Raw genomic sequence first — 20,269 nt, 5'->3', positions numbered from 1 at the left:
GAATCTCCCAGCGCAAGTAATAGCTCTCTTAGGAATAAATATACTATTAGTTGCACATATAACAAGTAAGAAGAAAAACGTGTTTCCGCAAGTCGGAGCACGTTTTCACTTTATGCGCTCATATCATTGGAGGTTATACGATGCATGTAATCATTGAATGGATTTATAAAACGCCAAAAGGTGCAGAAACAGTATTACGTTCAGAAGAAATGCCAGCAGCTCAAGCATTACTACTAGCAGAGGACATGGAGCGAACAGGGAGAGTAAAGTCGCTGCATTGTATCGATCGTCAGGATACAAATTGGTCCCTAAAGGAACTAAAGGCATATTTAAAGGAAATTGACACTGAGCCACACAATATTACAGTCTATTTCGATGGCGGCTTTGATCGTGCAACAAAACAATCGGGGTTAGGCTGTGCTATTTATTATGAGCAAAATGGCAAGCCATATCGATTAAGAAGAAATGCCTTTTCGTCAGAGCTTAAATCGAATAATGAGGCAGAATACGCTGCGCTTTATTTAGGGATAGTGGAGCTTGAACTATTGAACGTTCACCATTTGCCTGTTTGTTTCACTGGTGATTCCCAAGTAGTTATCAATCAATTGAGTGGGGAATGGCCAGCTCTAGAAAAGGATTTATCTAGCTGGGCTGATAAAATTGATGCAAAGCTAGAGAAGCTCAGTATCCAGCCGGAGTACAAGCTCATATCACGTAAAGAAAATACCGAAGCAGATCGCCTGGCAACTCAAGCATTAAACGGTATAGATATCACAGGATTAAAGGAAATTGTAAAGGACTAAGCATGAACGAGAGACAATCAAAATGAAACCACCAGTTCATTTTTTACTGGTGGTTTTAACTTCTAAACTATTCTGAAGCATTGATTCCCAATGTAAGACTGGTTAACTCAGCGTTACTTTGGTCATGATTAAATTCAGCTTGGAAATAAACATTCTCAAATTCAAAATTTGCATAGTAAACGATATCATCAGGATTTTCGTATCTCTCATAAGAAGAGATATGAATAGCTTGATTTATAACTTCCTCCAAAGATTCTTTTGTCACGTTTTTGAAATTTGAAAGATAATAATGACTAACAGGTATCTCATCCTCAGCTAGACAGAAAAAGTAATCATTATAGAAAGAACAGAGCCCGCCCTCATAATAATCTTCCTTTTTTGGCAAACCGGATTTTTCCTTAGCTACAGGGTAAGTATCTCCAAAAATAATATTAGTTTTAAAGAAATCGTGGTTTAATAATTTTAGCAGTTTTGGATTTTGGATGATGGGTAACCCAGAATACAAGTTTGAAGTTCTGTATTCACTAGTTACAGTATGGTCACGAAGTGTAAAATGCTCTGAAAAATCTCCTGTTTGAATGGTAAAGACATTTTTAGAGGTATCTACTTTTAAATCACTATCGGCATAGAGTCTATAAGATTGGCCACTAATAATGTCATTACCGTCATCTGCTACTTTTAGTAAATGGAGAACTTCCAAATTGTCTGAAGCACCAGCAGTAAATTTCGTTATTAATGCAATATCTTTTTTGTCTTTTCCCTTGAAAATACCTTTAAAACGGATATCTCCATGAATTGTCGCTTCATATTGTTGGGAAATCCATTGTTCCCAAGCTTTGCTTTCACTATTATATTGCCCGATTATATAACCGTAATTAGTTCCGTTATAACCAATGAAGAGCTCTGGTACTTCATCTCCTTCGAAGTCGATCATTTCTACATAAGATTCTTCACTTGGAATCGTTACATTTTGGTACCATGTACTTTCCAAGGCTTGCTGCTTCCACTCTTCCATCGTATAAGTCAATTTGTCATCCTTTGTTGACTCGTTATGATCTAAAACATCAGCTGTATTTGCTTGTTGATCCTCACAAGCAAATAACAAACAACTTAGAAACAAGAGTGAGATTATCCGTTTATTCAACTCTACATCTCCTTACTTCTCGATAAAATTATTTAGTACAGACTATATTATATAAAAACAACTTATGAAATGTTATCCAATTATTCTGTTTGCTGTTACATTTGGATATACATTGATTGTTCAGAATTGCTCTTCCCCCCAGAAAACCCCCAGTCGGAACGGAAATCAACCACACGTTATGGTGATGAACCTTCAGAATGACTTTTATTATAAATTTTCCTATTTTAGATGAAACTTTTTCCATCCTAAAACTACTAATCCTATGAACCCAATAATAAGGAGAGATAATATGAATATGAAAAAATTCGCACCTGCAGCTATGACAGCATTATTATTTGGAAGTGTAGTAGTACCAGTCGCTTCAGCAAATGAAAAACCTACAGAGACGGAGCAACAAAATTCACAAATTCAAATTGATCCTGTTCACATTTTCAACAATACACATGGAACAGTTGAGAAAGTCGATGCTAGTGAAAACATTACATATTTCACAGTAAAAGATGGCGATCAAACAAATATTTTAGAGATAACAAAAGATACACTTGTTTTCGATAACACAGGTAAAAAAGTGGAACTTAAAGAGGGGGATAAAGTAGTAGCTTATACGTTTGCAAACAAGCCACAAAAACTAATTTATCCACCACAATTCAACCCTGATGTTGTCATTGTTGAAACGGAGGAAGTTGGCTTTGTTGAAGTTGACTACTTCTTTGAAAACTTAACAAACACTTATGATGTTTTAAAACTAAACATTGGTGAAAATACTGAGCTTTTAAATGAGAAGGGGGAGAAAGTTGCAGCTAAAGATTTAGCGGAGAAGCACTTAGTTGTTTTCTATACAGCTTCAACAAGAAGTATCCCAGCTCAAACAACACCTTCTAAAGTAATTGTCCTTGATAACGAATCTGAAAATTCATCTGAAAATACTGTAGAAGAGGAAATAGCAGCAATAATCGCGAAGGATTCTTATGAGGTAGATGGAACAAAAATGGTTCCGTTACGTTTGATTGCGGAAAAACTCGGCTATACAGTAGAGTCAACGGGGAAAGGTGCAATTGTATCAAAAGGGAATGTATCTTACACACTTACTCGTGGAGAAAAAATGTTTGGTTTTAACAAAGCATTACGCCCACTTAATGCGGCACCCGCTTTGTTAGAAGCGAATAAAACATATGTACCAGTTGAGTTTGTAGAGGAATATTTAAAATAATTATAGAACTCGTCAATAGTATGCTAGAAGATTATTTCTGGCATACTATTTTTCTTTGTTAAGATCTAGAACCAAACGGAATATTCCGTCATTTTAAACTTCTACTTGTAGCTTTGCTTAAAGTTATAAAAATTTGTTAAACTATTGATACTGTAATTTTGAGAGAAGAGAGCGAAGAAAATGAAAATTATTCACATAGATCAAAAATATCCTGAGGATTGGATTCGCGTATTAAATCATATTGCGAATTTATTTTTTGAGGATTCTAAGTTAAAAGTAGAGCATGAAGGAACAGATATGTCAGTGTCTTTCGAATATAACGTTGGCGATGATTTCTCACTGTCGACAAAAGCGGTACTAGAGGTAGATGGTAAAAGTTATACGAATGATTACCGTATTCAGTACGATACTGGGGCTGAAGGTCGTGAACTAAATATTCGTATGAAACGTGCCTTATCTCACGTATTTTTAGATGTGCTCGAACAGCATACTGGGATGCATCAACAATGGGGGATTTTAACGGGCGTGCGTCCAACAAAGCTCTATCATAAATTCCGCAAGGCTGGTAAGAGCGAGGAAGAAATCGCAGATATCCTTATTCGTGATTTCCGTCTGTCAGAGGAAAAGGTGGCACTACTAAAAGAAATAGTTGCTCGTCAGTTAGTGACGATTCCTGATATTGATGATATCGGAAAAGAAATAAGTATCTATATCGGTATTCCTTTTTGTCCGACTAAATGTGCTTATTGCACTTTCCCAGCCTATGCGATTGGAAGCAACCGAAAGCAAGGACGTGTCACTACATTTTTAGATGGGCTGCATATTGAATTACGTGAAATGGGGAAATGGCTGAAGGAAAATGACATGAAAATCACGTCCATTTATTGGGGTGGTGGTACGCCGACATCTATAGAAGCGGATGAAATGGATGCGTTGTATCAAACGATGTATGAGTCGTTCCCTCATCCAGAAACAATTCGTGAAGTGACAGTTGAAGCAGGTCGACCAGATACGATTACTCCTGAAAAATTGGAAGTGTTAAAAAAATGGGGCATTGATCGAATAAGTGTTAATCCGCAATCTTATACAGATGAAACGCTTAAAGCAATTGGTCGTCATCATACGGTACAGGAAACGATTGATAAGTTTTGGTTAGCGCGTGAATCTGGTATGAATAATATTAATATGGATTTAATTATCGGTTTACCGAATGAAGGGATTGAGGAGTTCCAGCATTCCTTAGATGAATCTGCAAAAATGCAGCCAGAATCGCTTACGGTACACACATTGTCATTTAAGCGTGCTTCGGAAATGACACGTAACAAGGATAAATACAAGGTAGCAGACCGTGATACTGTTGCGCAAATGATGCATATGGCACAAGTATGGACGAAGGAAAATGATTATGTACCGTACTATTTATATCGTCAAAAAAATATTTTAGGTAATTTAGAAAATGTCGGCTACAGTAAAGCTGGCGAAGAAAGCATCTATAATATTGTCATAATGGAAGAAGTACAGACAATTTTGGGGATTGGCTGTGGAGCCTCCTCTAAATTTGTTCATCCCGAAACAGGGAAAATTACGCAGTTCCATAATCCTAAGGACCCTGCTGCCTATATCATGACGTTTGAAGATGCAATCGGTAAAAAACTCGAGTTTTTAGATGAATTATATAAGTTGTAAAAGTGATGGCAATCTGAGGTGTTCAGATTGCCTTTTTTTTATTCCGATAAATCAGGAAAACATTCCGATAAAGCCACATAATGTTCCGATAAAATTAAAAAACATTCCGATAAATCCACGAAATATTCCGATAAAATTTCAGGAATGTTCTAAGTCTGAATTATAATGATTGTAAGCGCCTAACTTAAATGAATTGAGTGGAGGTATAACATGAAAGTCATTATTAGTCCAGATTCCTATAAGGGGACTTTGTCGGCCATCGAGGTGGCTAATGCAATGCGTGCGGGAATCGTGGACGTTGATCCATCGATTGAAACAGTTATTCTACCAGTAGCAGATGGTGGAGAAGGTACACTAGAATCTCTTATTGCTTCAACAGATGGTCAATATATGTCGCAACATGTACTTGATCCAATCGGAAGAGAAATAGAAGCGAGATATGGTGTGCTTGGTGATAACGAAACATGTGTTATTGAAATGGCTCAGGCATCCGGTATTATGCTATTACAGGACAGTGAAAAAAATCCTGAGCTTGCATCGTCGTATGGGACAGGACAGCTTATAAAGGCTGCTCTTGATAAAGGTTTTCGGAAGTTTATGATCGCCATTGGTGGTAGTGCTACGAATGATGCAGGGGTTGGCATGTTAAAAGCACTTGGACTGCAATTGAAAAAAGAAGACGGAACATTACTTGCTGATGGAGTGTCAGGACTGTTAGATTTAGCTTCAATTGATATTGGTCAGTTAGATCCTCGATTGTCTAAAGCACAATTTATTATTGCCTGTGATGTTGATAATCCATTAATTGGAGAGCGAGGGGCAACAGCGATGTTTGGGCCTCAAAAAGGTGTGAAGGCGCATCAAATTGCTTATTTTGATAGTTGTTTAAAGCACTTTGCCGATATTGTTGAAAAGCAATTTGACATTCGACTACACGACTACAAAGGGGCAGGCGCTGCAGGTGGAATGGGAGGTGCCTTAATAGCTTTTTTAAACGGCAGTTTTCATGCAGGGATTGATATTGTGATCGATGCCGTACAGCTAAAAAAGCATTTAGAAAGTGCCGGGTTTGTTATTACAGGTGAAGGCAAATCAGATCGTCAAACATTACATGGAAAGGCACCATTAGGGGTGGCGAAAGCTGCGAAATTAGCGAATGCACAGACAATCTTATTGTCTGGAGTTATAGATGAAAACGATAAACCTGCATTGCTCGACTATTTTACTGTTGTTGAATCATTAGTAGATGGGGATACCACTGTTCAGCAAGCGATGGAAAAGCCCTATGATTGTATTTGTCTGAAAACAAAAAGAATCTTTGAGTATTACGTACAAATGGAAGATGATTGAGCCGGAGTAATGACAGGTAGCAAATTGCAGCCAGGGAAAACGATTTATGTCACAAGTGGCACAAATGCACGGGAAGGTCAAAATTATTTAAAGTGGACAAAGCAACAGATTTGGCTGAATGATGGGGACGCCGCGCAATTACGTAATGCGAAAGGGGAAATGATTAGTGAGCTTGACTAAATACACCTTAGACCGTATTGAAGATGGCTATGCAGTTTTCTTAAAGTACCCAGAGGAAGAGGAGCAAATTATTATTTTACAGTCCGCTATGAATAAGCCGGTTCAGGTGGGCGATCGTGTACAAATTGAAGAAACGGACGGCATCTATTATATTGAAATTTTGAAAGAAGAAACAGAGCAGAAAAAGGCTGAAATACGAAGTTTAATGGATAGATTGCGTAGAAAAAATCAATAGTACTTGGCAAGCTGTGAGTAAATTACTTTTATTCACAGCTGGTTTTTTATCTTCATTCAGCAAATGTTTTATGTAGCGAAAGTGAAACGGCAGCGGCAAATGTTTTCTGCGCGAAAGTGAAACGGCAGCGGCAAATGTTTTCTGCGCGAAAGTGAAACGGCAGCGGCAATTACGTCAAGGGGGAATTGATATAGAAGGAATGTGCATAAAATGCTATGCTAAATATTTTGAATATATGCTAAAATAATTATATTAATAGGAAGCTAGGAGCTGACACAATGTCAATTAACACAATTATTTTTGATTTAGATGATACGCTATTATGGGATAAAAAATCTGTTAAAACAGCATTTGAAAAAACATGTGAATATGCAGCGACAATACATAATGTGAATCCAGCTGAACTAGAGGAAGCTGTGCGTAAGGAAGCACGTGCGCTTTACGAAGGCTATGAAACATATGATTATACGGTGTTAATTGGTATTAACCCATTCGAAGGGCTTTGGGGAACATTCGATGATCCAACAGATTCTTTCCAAAAAATGAAAAATATTGTCCCGGGATATCGTGCTGAAGCTTGGACAAAAGGTTTAGCAGCCATTGGGATGAATGATACGAAGCTAGGAGCGGAACTAGGGGAGCGTTTTGTGGCGGAACGTAAAGTGTCTCCATTCTTATATGAAGATACTTTTGCTGTACTAGATAAGCTGAAAGGGAAGTATCAACTCGTATTACTGACAAATGGTGCGCCGAGTCTCCAAAATTTAAAATTAGAAATTACACCAGAAATCGCGCCGTATTTTGACCATATTATTATCTCTGGGGACTTTGGTAAAGGGAAACCAGATGCCTCTATTTTCGAGTATGTCATGGAGAAAGCGGGTATTACAGCGGATGATGCGATCATGGTTGGAGATAATTTAAATACTGATATCTTAGGCTCATCTCGTGTAGGTATGCGTAATGTATGGATAAATCGTGAAAACAATGCACCAAATGACGTTGTTACTCCAACATATGAGGTCGACTCTTTAACAGCGTTATTAGAGTTAATTAATAAACTATAAGCAAAAAAATGTACTGATTCATCAAAGGATCAGTACATTTTTTGTTTCTTGAAGTTTATCGAAACTTTTTGATGAAATATCGAAACAAATTGAGGTTTTATCGAAACTTTCACTAAAAATGCGCATTAAATGCAAGATATAGCCATGTAAAGGCAATTGCAATACATAGTTGAACAACGGCATTAGCGAGGGTGATAATGAGCAATAAAAAAAGCAGAGAGAATTTGCACTCCCTGCTTAAAAAACCAATTATATTATAGGTTAATCGCTTTTACTTCATCAATATTTTCAAGCTGTGCAACAAATGTTAAATCTTCCTCTGTTACAACATTGTCGATTGTTAGCATCATGACAGCTGTACCACCAACTTGTGCACGACCAACTTGCATCGTTGCGATGTTGATATCTTTTTCTGCTAGCCTTGTTGCTACGCGGCCGATTGCACCTGGTTTGTCAGTATTTTTAATGTAAAGAAGGTGACCTTGTGGAATAACGTCCACAACATAGTCTTCAACTTTGACAATACGTGCACCTAGACCATTTAATAATGTACCTGCTACTGTGTGTGTTTCATTGGCTGTTTTAATTTCAATCGTAATTAAGCTAGTGAAGCCTTTAGCAGTTGTTGTTTTATGCTCATTTATTTTCATGCCGATACGTTCAGATAAGTAACGAGCATTTACGTCATTAACATGGTTACCGTGGTTTTTAGATAATAAGCCTTTTAACGCGTTTGACGTTAATGGACGTACATCATAATTTGCTACTTCACCAGCATAAGATAAGTTGATTTCTTTTACAGGCTCAGTTGTAATTTGAGATAAGAATGAACCAAGCTTTTCAGCTAATTCGAAGAAAGGTTCAACTTGTGCAAGTAGCTCTTTTGGAATAGATGGCATGTTTACTGGGTTAGTTACGGTACCTGTTTTATAGAACTTAATGATATCATTTGATACGTCAACAGCTACAGACTCTTGTGCTTCAATTGTAGATGCACCTAAGTGAGGCGTTGCGATTACTTGTGGTAGAGTAAGTAGTTTGTGATCTGTTGCTGGCTCAGATACGAATACGTCAAGAGCAGCACCTGCTACTTTACCTTCTACGATAGCATCATATAAATCATCCTCGTTGATAATACCGCCACGTGCACAGTTAATGATACGCACGCCATCTTTCATCATAGCGAATTTCTCTTTGTTAATAAGATTACGTGTTTCAGGAAGCAGTGGTGTGTGTACTGTAATGAAATCTGCTGCTGCACAAATTTCTTCAACTGTCGATTTCGTTACGCCTAACTCTTTAGCGCGTTCATCCGTTAGGAATGGATCGTATGCCATAACGTTCATACGTTGACCTTTTGCGCGATAAGCTACTTCCACACCGATACGACCAAAGCCAACGACACCTAACGTTTTATTTTTAAGCTCAACCCCAACATAAGATTTGCGATCCCATTTACCATTTTTAAGTGTATTGAATGCTTGTGGGATGTGACGAGCAAGAGAAGTCATCATCGCAATAGTGTGCTCGGCAGCTGAGTTAGTGTTACCGTCAGGTGCATTCACAACGATAATACCATGTTCAGTTGCAGCAGCTAGATCAATATTGTCCACACCTACACCAGCACGTCCGATAAGCTTTAAGTTTTTAGCCGCTTCAATTACTTCGCGTGTCACAGTTGTTTGAGAACGAACTAGTAAAACATCTACATCTGCAATTTTTGCGATTAATTCTTCTTGTGCAAGTCCAGTGTCTACAATGATATTTAAGTCTAAATCTTGTTCTTGTCGAAGTGGGAAAATACCATCTTCACTTAGTGGGTCAGCGATAAATACGTTAATTGCTTTTGTTGCAGTAGTCATTTGTAATGTAGTCATTTGTAATTAGCTCCTTTTAATTAAAAAATGTTAGTGTTCTTTATATACGAAACAGTCTGAATTTTGTAAAAACAGTTACATCTTACAGCATACAAACAATCTCATTTTCGCCTTGGCGTAAATCCGTGACATCCGCCAGAGGCTTTATCTTGATTTTGTAAGTGTAATCAAGATAAAAAAAGCCTTCCGCGCCTTACAAACACAGTTATTGTGTTGTAAGGGGCGAAAGGCTGAAATAAACATTGGTTCGCGGTACCACCCTTAATCACTGCTTGAAAGAAATCTTGCAGTCTTAGCTATATGCGTAACGTGCATGTGACGGATAGGCTTACTTTGGAAATGTTCGGCTTATCTATTCAGGAGTGGAACTATTATCGTAGAAATCACTGATTTACACCAACCATCAGCTCTCTTTGGATTTTCTTGCGACTAGCGTGTCTCCGTCGTTATATTTTCGTTGATTAAATTTGTTAACATCATAAACCTTATTGTTCACCTTTGTCAACGATATTTCTAAAAAAGATTGAAAAACTTAACTTCAAAAGTCTGAAAAATAACCAAAAACGAACTTTATTTTGATTTTATTGTTTTAATGTTCGTCTTTTTAGAAAGGACAATGAAAGCGCTAACGTTATGTGTTAAGTCATATTACATGGGCGTTTAGTAAATATTAAAGGTCTAAAATTATATGGGAAATAATTGGGATTAAATAGTTTATTTGAGTAAAACTTTCTTTGTTTTGAGAAGGAATGCGAACATTTTTTTCTTGTCACATTTTTGTCAAAAATACGATGTGTAGAAGGTAAACTATTAATTGGAGAAGAATGTAAGTAATGTAAGATTGATTTTTAGGGGGGAGAATGATGTATGATGTAGCAATTGTCGGTGCAGGACTGGCAGGTTTAGTCGCTGCCTGTGAGTTAGCGGATGCAAAGAAAAAAATTTTATTAGTAGATCAAGAACCTGAAAATTCAATGGGGGGACAGGCATTTTGGTCTTTTGGCGGTATATTTTTAGTGAATTCACCCGAGCAAAGAAGGCTTGGTATTAAAGATAGTAAAGAGCTTGCATGGCAGGATTGGCAAGGAACGGCTGGCTTTGATCGCTTGGAAGATGAGGATTCGTGGGCGCATAAATGGGCCAGAGCTTATGTAGATTTTGCAGCTGGTGAAAAATATGAATGGTTAAAGTCTGTAGGTATTAAGTTTTTTCCTGTCGTCGGCTGGGCTGAACGTGGGGGCTCTTTAGCAGGCGGACACGGAAATTCGGTACCTAGATTTCATATTGTTTGGGGAACTGGGCCAGGCATTGTAAAGCCTTTTGCTGAAAAAGTGAAAAAGGCCATTAAGGATGGTTATATAGATTTTAAAGCAAGACATCGTGTAGATGAGTTTATTCAACACGATGGAGGAATAGCAGGGATTAGTGGAACTATTTTGGCTAAAAGTTATGCAAATCGCGGTGAGAAAAGCTCTAGGCTTGGTATTGGCGAATTTTCTTATGAAGCGGATGCCGTTATTGTGGCTAGCGGTGGAATAGGTGCAAATTTTGATTTGGTCAGAAAAAATTGGCCAGCGCGACTTGGCACACCACCAGAAAACATGGTCAGTGGTGTCCCTGCTTTTGTTGATGGCAGAATGCTAGAAATTACTGAGCATGCGGGAGGACGTATCGTTAATCGAGACCGCATGTGGCATTATACGGAAGGCTTGAAAAATTGGGATCCTATTTGGCCAAATCACGGTATTCGAATTTTGCCTGGACCTTCATCATTATGGTTTGATGCGGAGGGCAATCGATTTGGCGCGCCGAATTTTCCAGGTTTTGATACGTTAAGTACGTTAGAAGCCATTCAAAAAACAGGCTATGATTACTCGTGGTTTATTTTAACTGAAAAAATTATTGAAAAAGAGTTTGCATTATCAGGCTCTGAGCAAAATCCTGATTTAACAAATAAAAGCATTAGTGATGTTCTAAAACGTGTTTTGCCAGGTCCACCTGCTCCGATTCAAGCATTTAAAAATCATGGTGAGGACTTTGTTATTGCGAATGATTTAAAGGAACTAGTTGACGGGATGAACAAATTGGTGGGCAATGAGCGTCTTGATTTTATGAAAATAAAGGAGCAAATTTTAGCAAGGGATCGTGAAATGGACAATAAGTTTACAAAGGACTTACAGGTTAATGCTATTCACGGCGCAAGAAACTATATTGGTGATAAAATTGTGCGCGTTGCGAAGCCCCATAAAATATTAGATCCAAAAAATTGGCCTCTTATTGCGGTACGATTAAACATTTTAACACGTAAAACATTAGGAGGCTTACAGACAAATTTGGATGGTGCTGTGTTGGGAATGGATGGTCAGCCTATACCGGGTTTATTTGCTGCTGGGGAAGTGAGTGGTTTTGGTGGTGGTGGTGTACATGGTTACCGTGCTTTAGAAGGGACATTTGTTGGTGGTTGTTTATTTAGTGGACGGCAAGTAGGGCGTTACTTGGCGAAAGGAAATTTAGAAAGCTCCGGTGAGAGAAGAAGCCGCTCTGATACAAGGGAGAATTACTCGGGTAAAAGGAGTAACCCGCACATACATGGAAGTGAAAAGCTGTAAAAGTAATACGAATTTTAGAAATATCGACAACATACTGGCTCATTACCGAAATTTTGGGATACGTATATTAAAACGCATGCCCTGTAAATAAGTTGATTGGAGTGGAGACTGGGCGACTCCTTGGGGATCAGCGATAGAGGAACGAAGGCTAAAACCATCACGTCCTGTGATAACGCCTTCGTGACCAACATCCTGTTGCCCCGAGACCCTGGAGCGAGCAACGCGAGTGAAGCGGCTCATCGGACGCCCCCAGGAAGCTTTGCTCTGTGCGAAAGCGAAGCGTCAGCAACAAAGCGCCCAGTCGGAACGGAAATCAACCCCACGTTATGATGATGAGAAAATATACTAAATGGGGAATTTTAGAATATGAATAGGAAAGAGCATCTCCCACAAGTGGACGATGCTCTTTTTTATTATAATGAAGAATTTTGAACCTCAGCGATTTTAGCGATTTGTTCCTCAATCTGCTCTTTTGTCCAACCATTTTCTTCAACGAAGAAGTTACGTTCTGCGCGACGGCAATCGTTTGAACAGCTGCGCATATAAAAGGCCTCGTGCTTTTCCTCGCACAGCATTAATTTATGGCATTCAGGATTTGCACAGTTTGTATAACGTTCTGTCGGTTCACCAGTGAAGAAATCCTTGCCGACAATCACATGCTCAACCTGATTAATCGGTACACTGCGACGTCGGTCAAAGACAAACATTTGTCCATCCCATAGCTGCCCTTTTACTTCAGGATCTTTAGCATACGTGGCAATTCCACCGTGTAACTGACCAACACTTTCTCCATAGCCTTCACGTTTTAACCAGCCAGAGAATTTTTCACAGCGAATACCGCCTGTACAGTAAGTTAAAATCTTTTTACCATCAAACTCTTCCTTATGTTCCTCCATCCAAGCGGGTAGGTCACGGAAATTTTCAATATCTGGACGTATGGCACCGCGGAAGTGTCCAAGGTCAAACTCATAATCATTACGTGCATCAATAATTACCGTATGATCTTCCTTCATACGTTCCATAAATTCCTTTGGTGATAAATAATCTCCTGTTATTTCTAAAGGATTAATATCATTTTCTAAACCGAGATGTACAATCTCTCGGCGAGGTCGCACATGCATTTTTTTAAAGGCATGCCCTTCAGCTTGATCTATTTTCCACATAGTATCGCTAAAACGTGGGTCGGCCTTCATGTGATTCATGTAAGCCTCGGTTTGCTCGACTGTACCAGAAACAGTTCCATTAATTCCCTCGTATCCAACTAAAATACGCCCAAGAAGCCCAAATTCGTTACAAAGTGCTAAATGCTCTTCTGCAAATGCCGCAGGGTCTTCAATAGCTATATATTTATAATAAAGTAATATACGATAGTCTTTCTGTGTCATAATACTTAACCACCTTCAAATCATTATTCGCCCTTAAATATAGCATATCAAGTGCAAATTTGCGTAGGATAGAAGGAGTTTTCTAAAAATACTCGAATAGTACATAGTGAATGACTATTCATATTTGGGGGTGTTAGGATGGAATTTTCAACGATTACATTAGAAAAATTAGAACGACGTGCAACATTAACATTAAATCGACCACATGCCATGAACGCCATGGACGATGTGATGATGCGTGAACTAGCCGAATGCTTTGAAGCACTACAGCAAGAGCAAGAAATACAAGTTCTCGTTATTCGCGGGGAAGGAAAAGTCTTTTCAGCAGGTGGCGATATTAAAGCAATGCTAGATCCAAATAAGCCACTAAATATTAATGAGGCAATGGTTTATTTAACACGTATTGTCAAAGCATATTACCAGCTACCGATGATCGTCATTGCGGCAGTTCATGGAGCATCAGCTGGATTAGGCTTTAGTCTAGCGTTAGGGGCTGACATAGTTGTGGCATGTGAAAATAGTAAACTCGCTATGAATTTCATAGGTATAGGGCTCGTACCTGATGGTGGCGGTCATTTCTTTATGAAGGAACGTGTGGGTACTGTCAAAGCTAAACAAATGATTTGGGAAGGCAAGGTATTAACTGCATCGGAAGCACATGATGAAGGGTTAATTGACTACGTTGCACCAGATGGGACTGTTTTTGCGATTACGGACCAACTAGTTGGAAAAATGCTTGCTTCTCCAATTGCATCGATGATTACGACTAAAAAAATTCTACATGCTCAAAATTTACCTCAATTAGAGAGTATATTATCGATGGAAGCAGCGGGGCAGACAGCAATGCGTAAAACGGCTGATCATTTAGAAGGAATTCATTCATTTGTAGAGAAAAGAGCGCCTGTTTTCGTAGGAAAATAAAGTGAAACTTTAATTAGTAGGGGGTTCTGAATCCGCACTGATTATTAGTCTTCGCCAATGGGGCATTTACGGGCAGTCAATTCAAAGTAGTAAAAGGCGCGTAGTAAAGTTTACTACGTGCCTTTTACTAGCCACTGTTAGACATGGAATAAGATTAATTTTCCTGAGGCATTAACAAGACGATGAGTTTTGTTGGCAACACCTTTTTCCATGATTTGCTGTTGACCGTTAATTTTTGCAGCCTCATCGTTTTCGAATGTCCAAGTTTCATCAAATAATGTTTCCCCAGTTTGTTCGAAAGCCGTAAAACGATAATTCTTCATACAAACCCCACCTTTTACTTAAATATAATTCCATTATACATAGAAGGTTTATAAACTTCACGGTAAAACTAGCGAATATTTTGATAAATTACGAAAGTTGTGGAAAAAATAAGGCAATACTATTGATGTGATGAATATTCTATGAATACATTTCTCATCAAGCGAGAAGTATGATAAAATAGAACAAATATTCGGTTTTGGCGTGATTCACGGATGTTTCAGCATAAAAAAGAGACAGAGAGCGATTGTAAAATGATTTAGTAGCAACTTTGATGTGCTAAATACTACTTTGCGAGTGATAAAAGATTGCACTAGAAAAAAAAGCTGGACATTGTGACGTCAAGGTATAAATTATCTATTACTTGAGGTGATTGGATGTCAGAAATTCGTTTTTTCCATATGGCAGATTTACATTTAGATAGTCCATTTAAGGGCTTATTTGGTTTACCTGATTATAATTTTAAAAAAATTCGAACAAGTACTTTTGAAGCCTTTGATAAAATTATTCAGAAAGCTATTCAGGAAAAACCTGATTTTTTACTGATTGTCGGTGATATATATGATGGTGAAAATCGTAGTTTACAGGCACAAAGAAGATTTCAAGAGGCAATGGAAAAACTCTTTCAGCATAATATTCCTGTCATTTTAAGCTATGGTAATCACGATCATTTAAATGGTGCTTGGACGCGCTTTGCCTTACCTAGCAATGTTTATGAGTTACCGGCTGAGACGAGTGTTGTACAGTTAAACATACGTGGTCAACAAGTTAATATTTATGGCTTCAGTTATGGTGAACGCCATATAAAGACAGCAATGATTGATAGTTATCCTGTTGCGCAGGACCAGCATGTTATTCATATTGGTATGCTTCATGGTAGTGAGGCTAGCGATACAACACATGATGTTTATGCCCCTTTCACAAAAGATCAACTTCTTGAAAAAAACTATCATTACTGGGCTTTAGGACATATTCATAAACGACAACATTTACACCAAAATCCACCGATTGTTTATCCCGGTAATATTCAAAGCCGACATCGGAAAGAGCAGGGAGTAAAAGGCTTCTATGATGTAACCTTATCCCAAAACACTACTGACATGGAATTTGTACCGACATCTGCTGTTGTTTATAACACGGTAGAGGTGGATTGTACGAATGTGTTTCATGCCAATGAACTACTAAGAAAATGTGAAGAAGCACTAACGCACAATCGATTAGAGTATGGGGCATCTGTAGTTGAGCTCCACTTAAAAAATATAGATGAACAATCACAATCTTTATTTGAACATGCCACAGTAGATACATGGCTAGAAACTATTCGAGAAGCAGAGGATGGGATTGAACCGATGTGCTGGGTGCAAAAGCTCATGTTACATCAATCGTCAGCATCGTATGAGCATACTGCCGCAACTGAATCTGTAATGAACTTAATGGAGCAATGGGATATTTCGGAATGGAAGGATATTTTAAAGGATCTGTATCAACATGCTGGTGGTGCAAGACTAATTGAGCCTTTAACGGAGCAGGATATAAAAAAATTAATGCACAACGCACAAGAGTTATTAGCAGAAGAAATTCAAAGGGTGTGAATAGCATGCTAACGATAAAAAAAATCCGAATTTATGGCTTTGGTAAGCATGAAAACATCACAATCTCCTTACATGAAGGTGTTACCATTTTTTATGGTATGAATGAGGCGGGCAAGACCACTATTCAACAGTTTATTTTACAAATGCTTTTTGGTTTTCCTACGAGGCAACAGGTGCAACGTAAATATGAGCCAAAGATATCTACTAAATTTGGTGGCCAGCTTACGATTTGTCATCCGTCCTATGGGCAATGCACCATAGAACGTGTTAAAGGGAAGGCAGTTGGCGATGTTACAGTTTATCTGGAAGACGGAACAACGGGGCATGAAGAGCTTCTAGCAAAACTATTATATGGCTATTCAAGAGCATCCTTTGAGTCAATTTTTTCCTTTTCATTACATGAGCTACAGGGCATTGAAAAAATGTCAGAGGAAGAGTTGACGCATTTATTACTTGCTTCTGGGACAACAGGGATTCAGCAGTTATCGTCACTAGAAAAGAAATTGGACAAAGATGCTAGTGAGCTTTTTAAAAAATCAGGTAAGGTGCCACTGATTAATCAAAAATTAGAACATTTAAAAAAGCTGGAACGCACAATTAAACAAGAACAAGACAATATTCAGACCTTTGAATATAAATTATTGCAATTACAACAACTCGCCCAAAGGCTAGAAGGTTTATATAGTCAGCAAAAAACGCAACAGCAAAATTGGCAACAGCTAACAATTCTCAAGCAGGCAATGCCACTTATGAAACAGCAAAAGGCTTTTGAGCAGATGCTAAAAAGCTACGAACATGTGCAATTTCCACCAGAAGGGATCCGGCGTTATGAGCAATTAAAGGATCGGCTTGTGCATGAAACACTACAAATCGAACAATTGAAGGAGCAGTATCAGGCATTACAAAATAAACTGCAGTTAACAGTGGACGAGCAAACTATTTCTGAAATGTCTCGACTTTTGAATAAAGAAGCAACATGGAATCAGGTAGTTGTGAAGGAACAGAACTTAATGGACGAGCTGTATTTACTTGAACAAGAAATAGAAGCACAGTTTCGTTTATTAGGTGTACAGGAAAAAACAGCACAGGATATTTTGCTTGAGGAAACAGTATCATTACAGCAAGAGGAACAATTTCAACGGCAGTTAAGCCTATTAGAAGAAGCGGAAGAAGAGCTAAAATTTCATCTGCGTTCGTTAGAACAAGTACATGCAGAATTAGATGCAGTCGCTCAACAGCAACAACAGCTTAAACAGGAGTCATTATCCACTGAGGAAGAACATATTTTAGCAAGGTGGCCCCAGCGTAAGCGAAAGCTTGAACAGTTGCGTTTGGGAAGGTCACAGCGCTCGAAACAGCAACAACCAAGTGTTTTCATATTCATAATGTTAGCAATAAGTATACTTGCGTTTATTTATGGTGTTTTGGAAAAAAATATGGCTGTAATTGTCATAGGCGCAGTTATGTCGCTGTTCATTACCTTATATTTAAAATTTGCTAGACAAGCACATGAAGCACCAAGTAAACAACATAGTCAGCAAATACGTGAATTAGAGCAGGAGGAGAATATTGCTCAGACCATACTGCTAAAAAAACAAAGACTTGAGGATCGATGGTTACATGTAAATGAGCAACAGCAAGAAAAAGAACGACAATATGTAAAACTTGAATATAAAATTCAGCAGGCTGAGCTGGTGATCGAAGAAGCCACTCTGTCGCTTCAACAATTTTTAGGGCGCTATAAGCTAGAGGGGAATGTACCAAAAACACTATTACCAGAGCTGTTTATGCGCATACGTAGTGTTCAAGAGTTGGTAACGAAGAAGAAGAGTACATGCACCCTTCTACAAACGATACAAGCGGAGAAAAATGAGCTAGTAGAACAAGCACAGCGAGTGTTAAAGGCGGAATATAGTGAGCAGGAAATTTTTATGCATTTACGCACCGCACTCCTTACTTTGCAACAGGAGCAGCAAATGTCCCAACAAACAAAAGAGCAGTTGGCTAGCCTTCAAACCAAAATTCAAAGTGTGCAATCTCATATAGAGAACTATGAGTCTGAAGTAACTCAGTTATTTAATGCTGCGAATGTTCAATCAGAGAAGGTTTATTATGAAATTCATGAACAATTTGAGCAACAGCAAAAAATAAAGACAGAACTTCAAGCAATTCAGAGTCAGCTAGTCTCATTGGATGTAGACAACGAACAATCATTAATCGACGAAGAACAGCTTAATGAACAACTCCTTGCTTTAGAGGAGGAGCGAGGCGCAATGCAGTTAGCAATAGATCATTGCTTGGAACAACGAGCGACACTACAAATTCAGAAGGAGCATCTTCTAAATGACGAGAAATATGGTCAATTGCTTCAACAGTTTGAACAAGAGAAATCAGTGTTGCAGCAGCTGATTGGGCAATGGGCTGCAAAAAAAGCCTTGACTACTGCGATACATGAAACATTATTCCGCTTAAGAGAAGAAAAATTACCTCATGTTTTGACAGAGGTTAATGCAATGTTTAATTTGTTAACAGGTGGACGTTACGATCAGCTTCTAATTAATGATGAAGGCTATTTTGTTGCACACGATGTTTCTGGATTACGTTATCAAATGGCAGAATTATCACAGGCAACGAAGGAGCAAGCTTATATTTCGTTGCGCATGGCACTGGCCAAAACGCTTACAGCTTCTGCCCCATTTCCATTTATTATGGATGATCCTTTTGTCCATTTTGATCGAAACCGTACAGACAAAATGGTACAATTAATGAAAGAAGTAGGATATGAACGTCAAATTTTATATTTTACTTGCCATGACGCGATGCTCGAACATTGGCAGAAAGACCAAATTGTCGATGTAGGAGCACTAGCAAATGAAAGGGGAGTGGCGTCAACATGAAGGGTATTACGACGCTCCAGGTTGGAGAATCGGTTGATCAATTTTTATTAATTAAACAAGCGACAAAAGGGGTTACCACAGTTGGGAAGCCATTTATGTCACTGTTATTACAAGATAAAAGTGGAGATATTGAGGCGAAGCTATGGGATACAAATGAAGAGCACGAAAAAATGTACCAAGCTGAGGCAATTGTACGTGTGGGTGGAGAAATTCATGACTACCGTGGCAAAAGTCAATTGCGTATAAAAGCGATCCGTGTAGCAAAACCAGAGGAGGGAATTGCTATTAATGATTTAGTTCCTTCCTCAGCAACTCCAAAAGAACAATTATATGAAGAGTTGACACAATTTTTCTTTGATATTAAAAATCCGAATATATCACGAATTACCAGAGCAGCTATTAAAAAACATCAGGATGCTATTTTAGTTTATCCAGCTGCAACAAAGAATCATCATGATTATGCATCAGGCTTACTGGATCATATGGTGTCAATGTTGAAGCTCGGTAAAGCTATTGCTGATCTATATCCTACATTAAATAGAGATTTGTTATATGCAGGAATTATTTTGCACGATATTGGCAAGGTTGTTGAGTTATCAGGACCGGTTGCAACAGTGTACACTGTTGAGGGGAACTTACTTGGCCATATCACTATTATGGTCAATGAAATTGCCAAGATTGCTAGTGAACTAGAGATCGAGGGCGAAGAAGTAATGCTATTGCAACATATGGTGCTATCCCACCATGGTAAAGAAGAATGGGGCAGCCCGAAAAAACCAATGATTCAAGAAGCGGAAATCTTGCATTACATTGATAATATTGATGCAAAGATGAATATGCTAACACGAGCACTTGGTAAAACTGCGCCAGGTGAATTTACTGAGAGACTTTTCCCGCTAGATAATCGATCATTTTATAAGCCGGCTATTAAGTAATGTAGATTTGAGTCTCATCACGGTTGGGGGATGATTGTAAAAGAGATGTGAATGCTT

Annotated in this window: 17 protein-coding genes; 13 read left to right on the top strand and 4 right to left on the bottom strand. The window is 38.4% G+C overall.

Features of this window, described 5'->3' with window-relative positions:
• Nucleotides 1–140: 140 nt before the first annotated feature.
• Nucleotides 141–803 carry a ribonuclease H family protein gene (locus ACVWXS_RS13845; protein ID WP_456958633.1) on the top strand — a complete coding sequence of 221 codons (663 nt, stop codon included), beginning with the start codon at nt 141–143 and terminating at the stop codon, nt 801–803.
• Nucleotides 804–870: 67 nt separating this feature from the next.
• On the opposite strand, the gene ACVWXS_RS13840 is transcribed toward ACVWXS_RS13845, so the two are convergent.
• Nucleotides 871–1,947, bottom strand: a complete 1,077-nt coding sequence (locus tag ACVWXS_RS13840; protein WP_456958631.1) for a hypothetical protein — start codon at nt 1,945–1,947, stop codon at nt 871–873.
• A gap of 289 nt (nt 1,948–2,236) precedes the next feature.
• Between ACVWXS_RS13840 and ACVWXS_RS13835 the strand changes: the two genes are divergently transcribed.
• The 6 genes from ACVWXS_RS13835 (at nt 2,237) to ACVWXS_RS13810 (ending at nt 7,675) form a co-directional block, all read left to right on the top strand.
• Entirely contained in the window at nt 2,237–3,157 is a 921-nt protein-coding gene (locus tag ACVWXS_RS13835) for a copper amine oxidase N-terminal domain-containing protein (RefSeq protein ID WP_456958630.1), read from the top strand.
• 180 nt (nt 3,158–3,337) lie between these two features.
• Nucleotides 3,338–4,843, top strand: coding sequence for a coproporphyrinogen III oxidase (locus tag ACVWXS_RS13830; protein ID WP_402985334.1), 1,506 nt, complete (start codon nt 3,338–3,340; stop codon nt 4,841–4,843).
• A 210-nt stretch (nt 4,844–5,053) separates the two neighbouring features.
• The gene (locus tag ACVWXS_RS13825) at nt 5,054–6,193 is read left to right on the top strand and encodes a glycerate kinase (RefSeq protein WP_456958628.1); all 1,140 of its coding nucleotides are present in this window, start codon (nt 5,054–5,056) and stop codon (nt 6,191–6,193) included.
• Nucleotides 6,194–6,202: 9 nt separating this feature from the next.
• The gene (locus tag ACVWXS_RS13820) at nt 6,203–6,373 is read left to right on the top strand and encodes a hypothetical protein (RefSeq protein WP_402985336.1); all 171 of its coding nucleotides are present in this window, start codon (nt 6,203–6,205) and stop codon (nt 6,371–6,373) included.
• On the top strand, nt 6,360–6,608 hold the full coding sequence (locus tag ACVWXS_RS13815) for a DUF3006 domain-containing protein (RefSeq protein ID WP_456958626.1): 249 nt from the start codon (nt 6,360–6,362) through the stop codon (nt 6,606–6,608). The genes ACVWXS_RS13820 and ACVWXS_RS13815 overlap by 14 nt, the downstream gene beginning before the upstream one ends.
• Before the next feature lie 278 nt (nt 6,609–6,886).
• Nucleotides 6,887–7,675 (top strand): HAD family hydrolase, encoded by a 789-nt coding sequence (locus tag ACVWXS_RS13810; RefSeq protein WP_456958624.1) that lies wholly within the window; start codon nt 6,887–6,889, stop codon nt 7,673–7,675.
• Between the two features lie 254 nt (nt 7,676–7,929).
• On the opposite strand, the gene serA is transcribed toward ACVWXS_RS13810, so the two are convergent.
• A complete protein-coding gene (gene serA / locus ACVWXS_RS13805) occupies nt 7,930–9,537 on the bottom strand; it encodes a phosphoglycerate dehydrogenase (protein WP_402985514.1) in 1,608 nt (535 codons plus the stop codon).
• A gap of 875 nt (nt 9,538–10,412) precedes the next feature.
• On the opposite strand from serA, the gene ACVWXS_RS13800 reads away from it, so the two are divergent.
• Together ACVWXS_RS13800 and ACVWXS_RS13795 are read left to right on the top strand one after the other, a co-directional pair.
• Nucleotides 10,413–12,161: an FAD-binding dehydrogenase gene (locus ACVWXS_RS13800; protein WP_456958622.1), complete on the top strand. Its 1,749-nt coding sequence runs from the start codon at nt 10,413–10,415 to the stop codon at nt 12,159–12,161.
• Between the two features lie 96 nt (nt 12,162–12,257).
• Nucleotides 12,258–12,491: a hypothetical protein gene (locus ACVWXS_RS13795; RefSeq protein WP_456958621.1), complete on the top strand. Its 234-nt coding sequence runs from the start codon at nt 12,258–12,260 to the stop codon at nt 12,489–12,491.
• Nucleotides 12,492–12,574: 83 nt separating this feature from the next.
• Here ACVWXS_RS13795 and trhO read toward each other — a convergent pair whose 3' ends face one another.
• The gene (gene trhO / locus ACVWXS_RS13790; RefSeq protein ID WP_456958619.1) at nt 12,575–13,546 is read right to left on the bottom strand and encodes an oxygen-dependent tRNA uridine(34) hydroxylase TrhO; all 972 of its coding nucleotides are present in this window, start codon (nt 13,544–13,546) and stop codon (nt 12,575–12,577) included.
• 138 nt (nt 13,547–13,684) lie between these two features.
• On the opposite strand from trhO, the gene ACVWXS_RS13785 reads away from it, so the two are divergent.
• Nucleotides 13,685–14,467, top strand: coding sequence for an enoyl-CoA hydratase (locus ACVWXS_RS13785; protein WP_456958618.1), 783 nt, complete (start codon nt 13,685–13,687; stop codon nt 14,465–14,467).
• A 137-nt stretch (nt 14,468–14,604) separates the two neighbouring features.
• Here ACVWXS_RS13785 and ACVWXS_RS13780 read toward each other — a convergent pair whose 3' ends face one another.
• A complete protein-coding gene (locus tag ACVWXS_RS13780) occupies nt 14,605–14,790 on the bottom strand; it encodes a YhzD family protein (RefSeq protein WP_368637074.1) in 186 nt (61 codons plus the stop codon).
• Nucleotides 14,791–15,165: 375 nt separating this feature from the next.
• Between ACVWXS_RS13780 and ACVWXS_RS13775 the strand changes: the two genes are divergently transcribed.
• Genes ACVWXS_RS13775 through yhaM form a run of 3 tightly spaced genes read left to right on the top strand, consistent with a single transcriptional unit; the run spans nt 15,166 to nt 20,212 of the window.
• The gene (locus ACVWXS_RS13775; RefSeq protein ID WP_374965298.1) at nt 15,166–16,380 is read left to right on the top strand and encodes a metallophosphoesterase family protein; all 1,215 of its coding nucleotides are present in this window, start codon (nt 15,166–15,168) and stop codon (nt 16,378–16,380) included.
• Nucleotides 16,381–16,385: 5 nt separating this feature from the next.
• Nucleotides 16,386–19,277, top strand: a complete 2,892-nt coding sequence (locus ACVWXS_RS13770; protein WP_456958615.1) for an AAA family ATPase — start codon at nt 16,386–16,388, stop codon at nt 19,275–19,277.
• Entirely contained in the window at nt 19,274–20,212 is a 939-nt protein-coding gene (gene yhaM, locus ACVWXS_RS13765) for a 3'-5' exoribonuclease YhaM (RefSeq protein WP_068986021.1), read from the top strand. Before ACVWXS_RS13770 ends, yhaM begins: the two co-directional genes overlap by 4 nt.
• Nucleotides 20,213–20,269 lie beyond the last annotated feature (57 nt).

The organism is Lysinibacillus sp. TE18511 (assembly GCF_054062295.1).
This window is presented reverse-complemented; position numbering and strand designations above follow the sequence as displayed.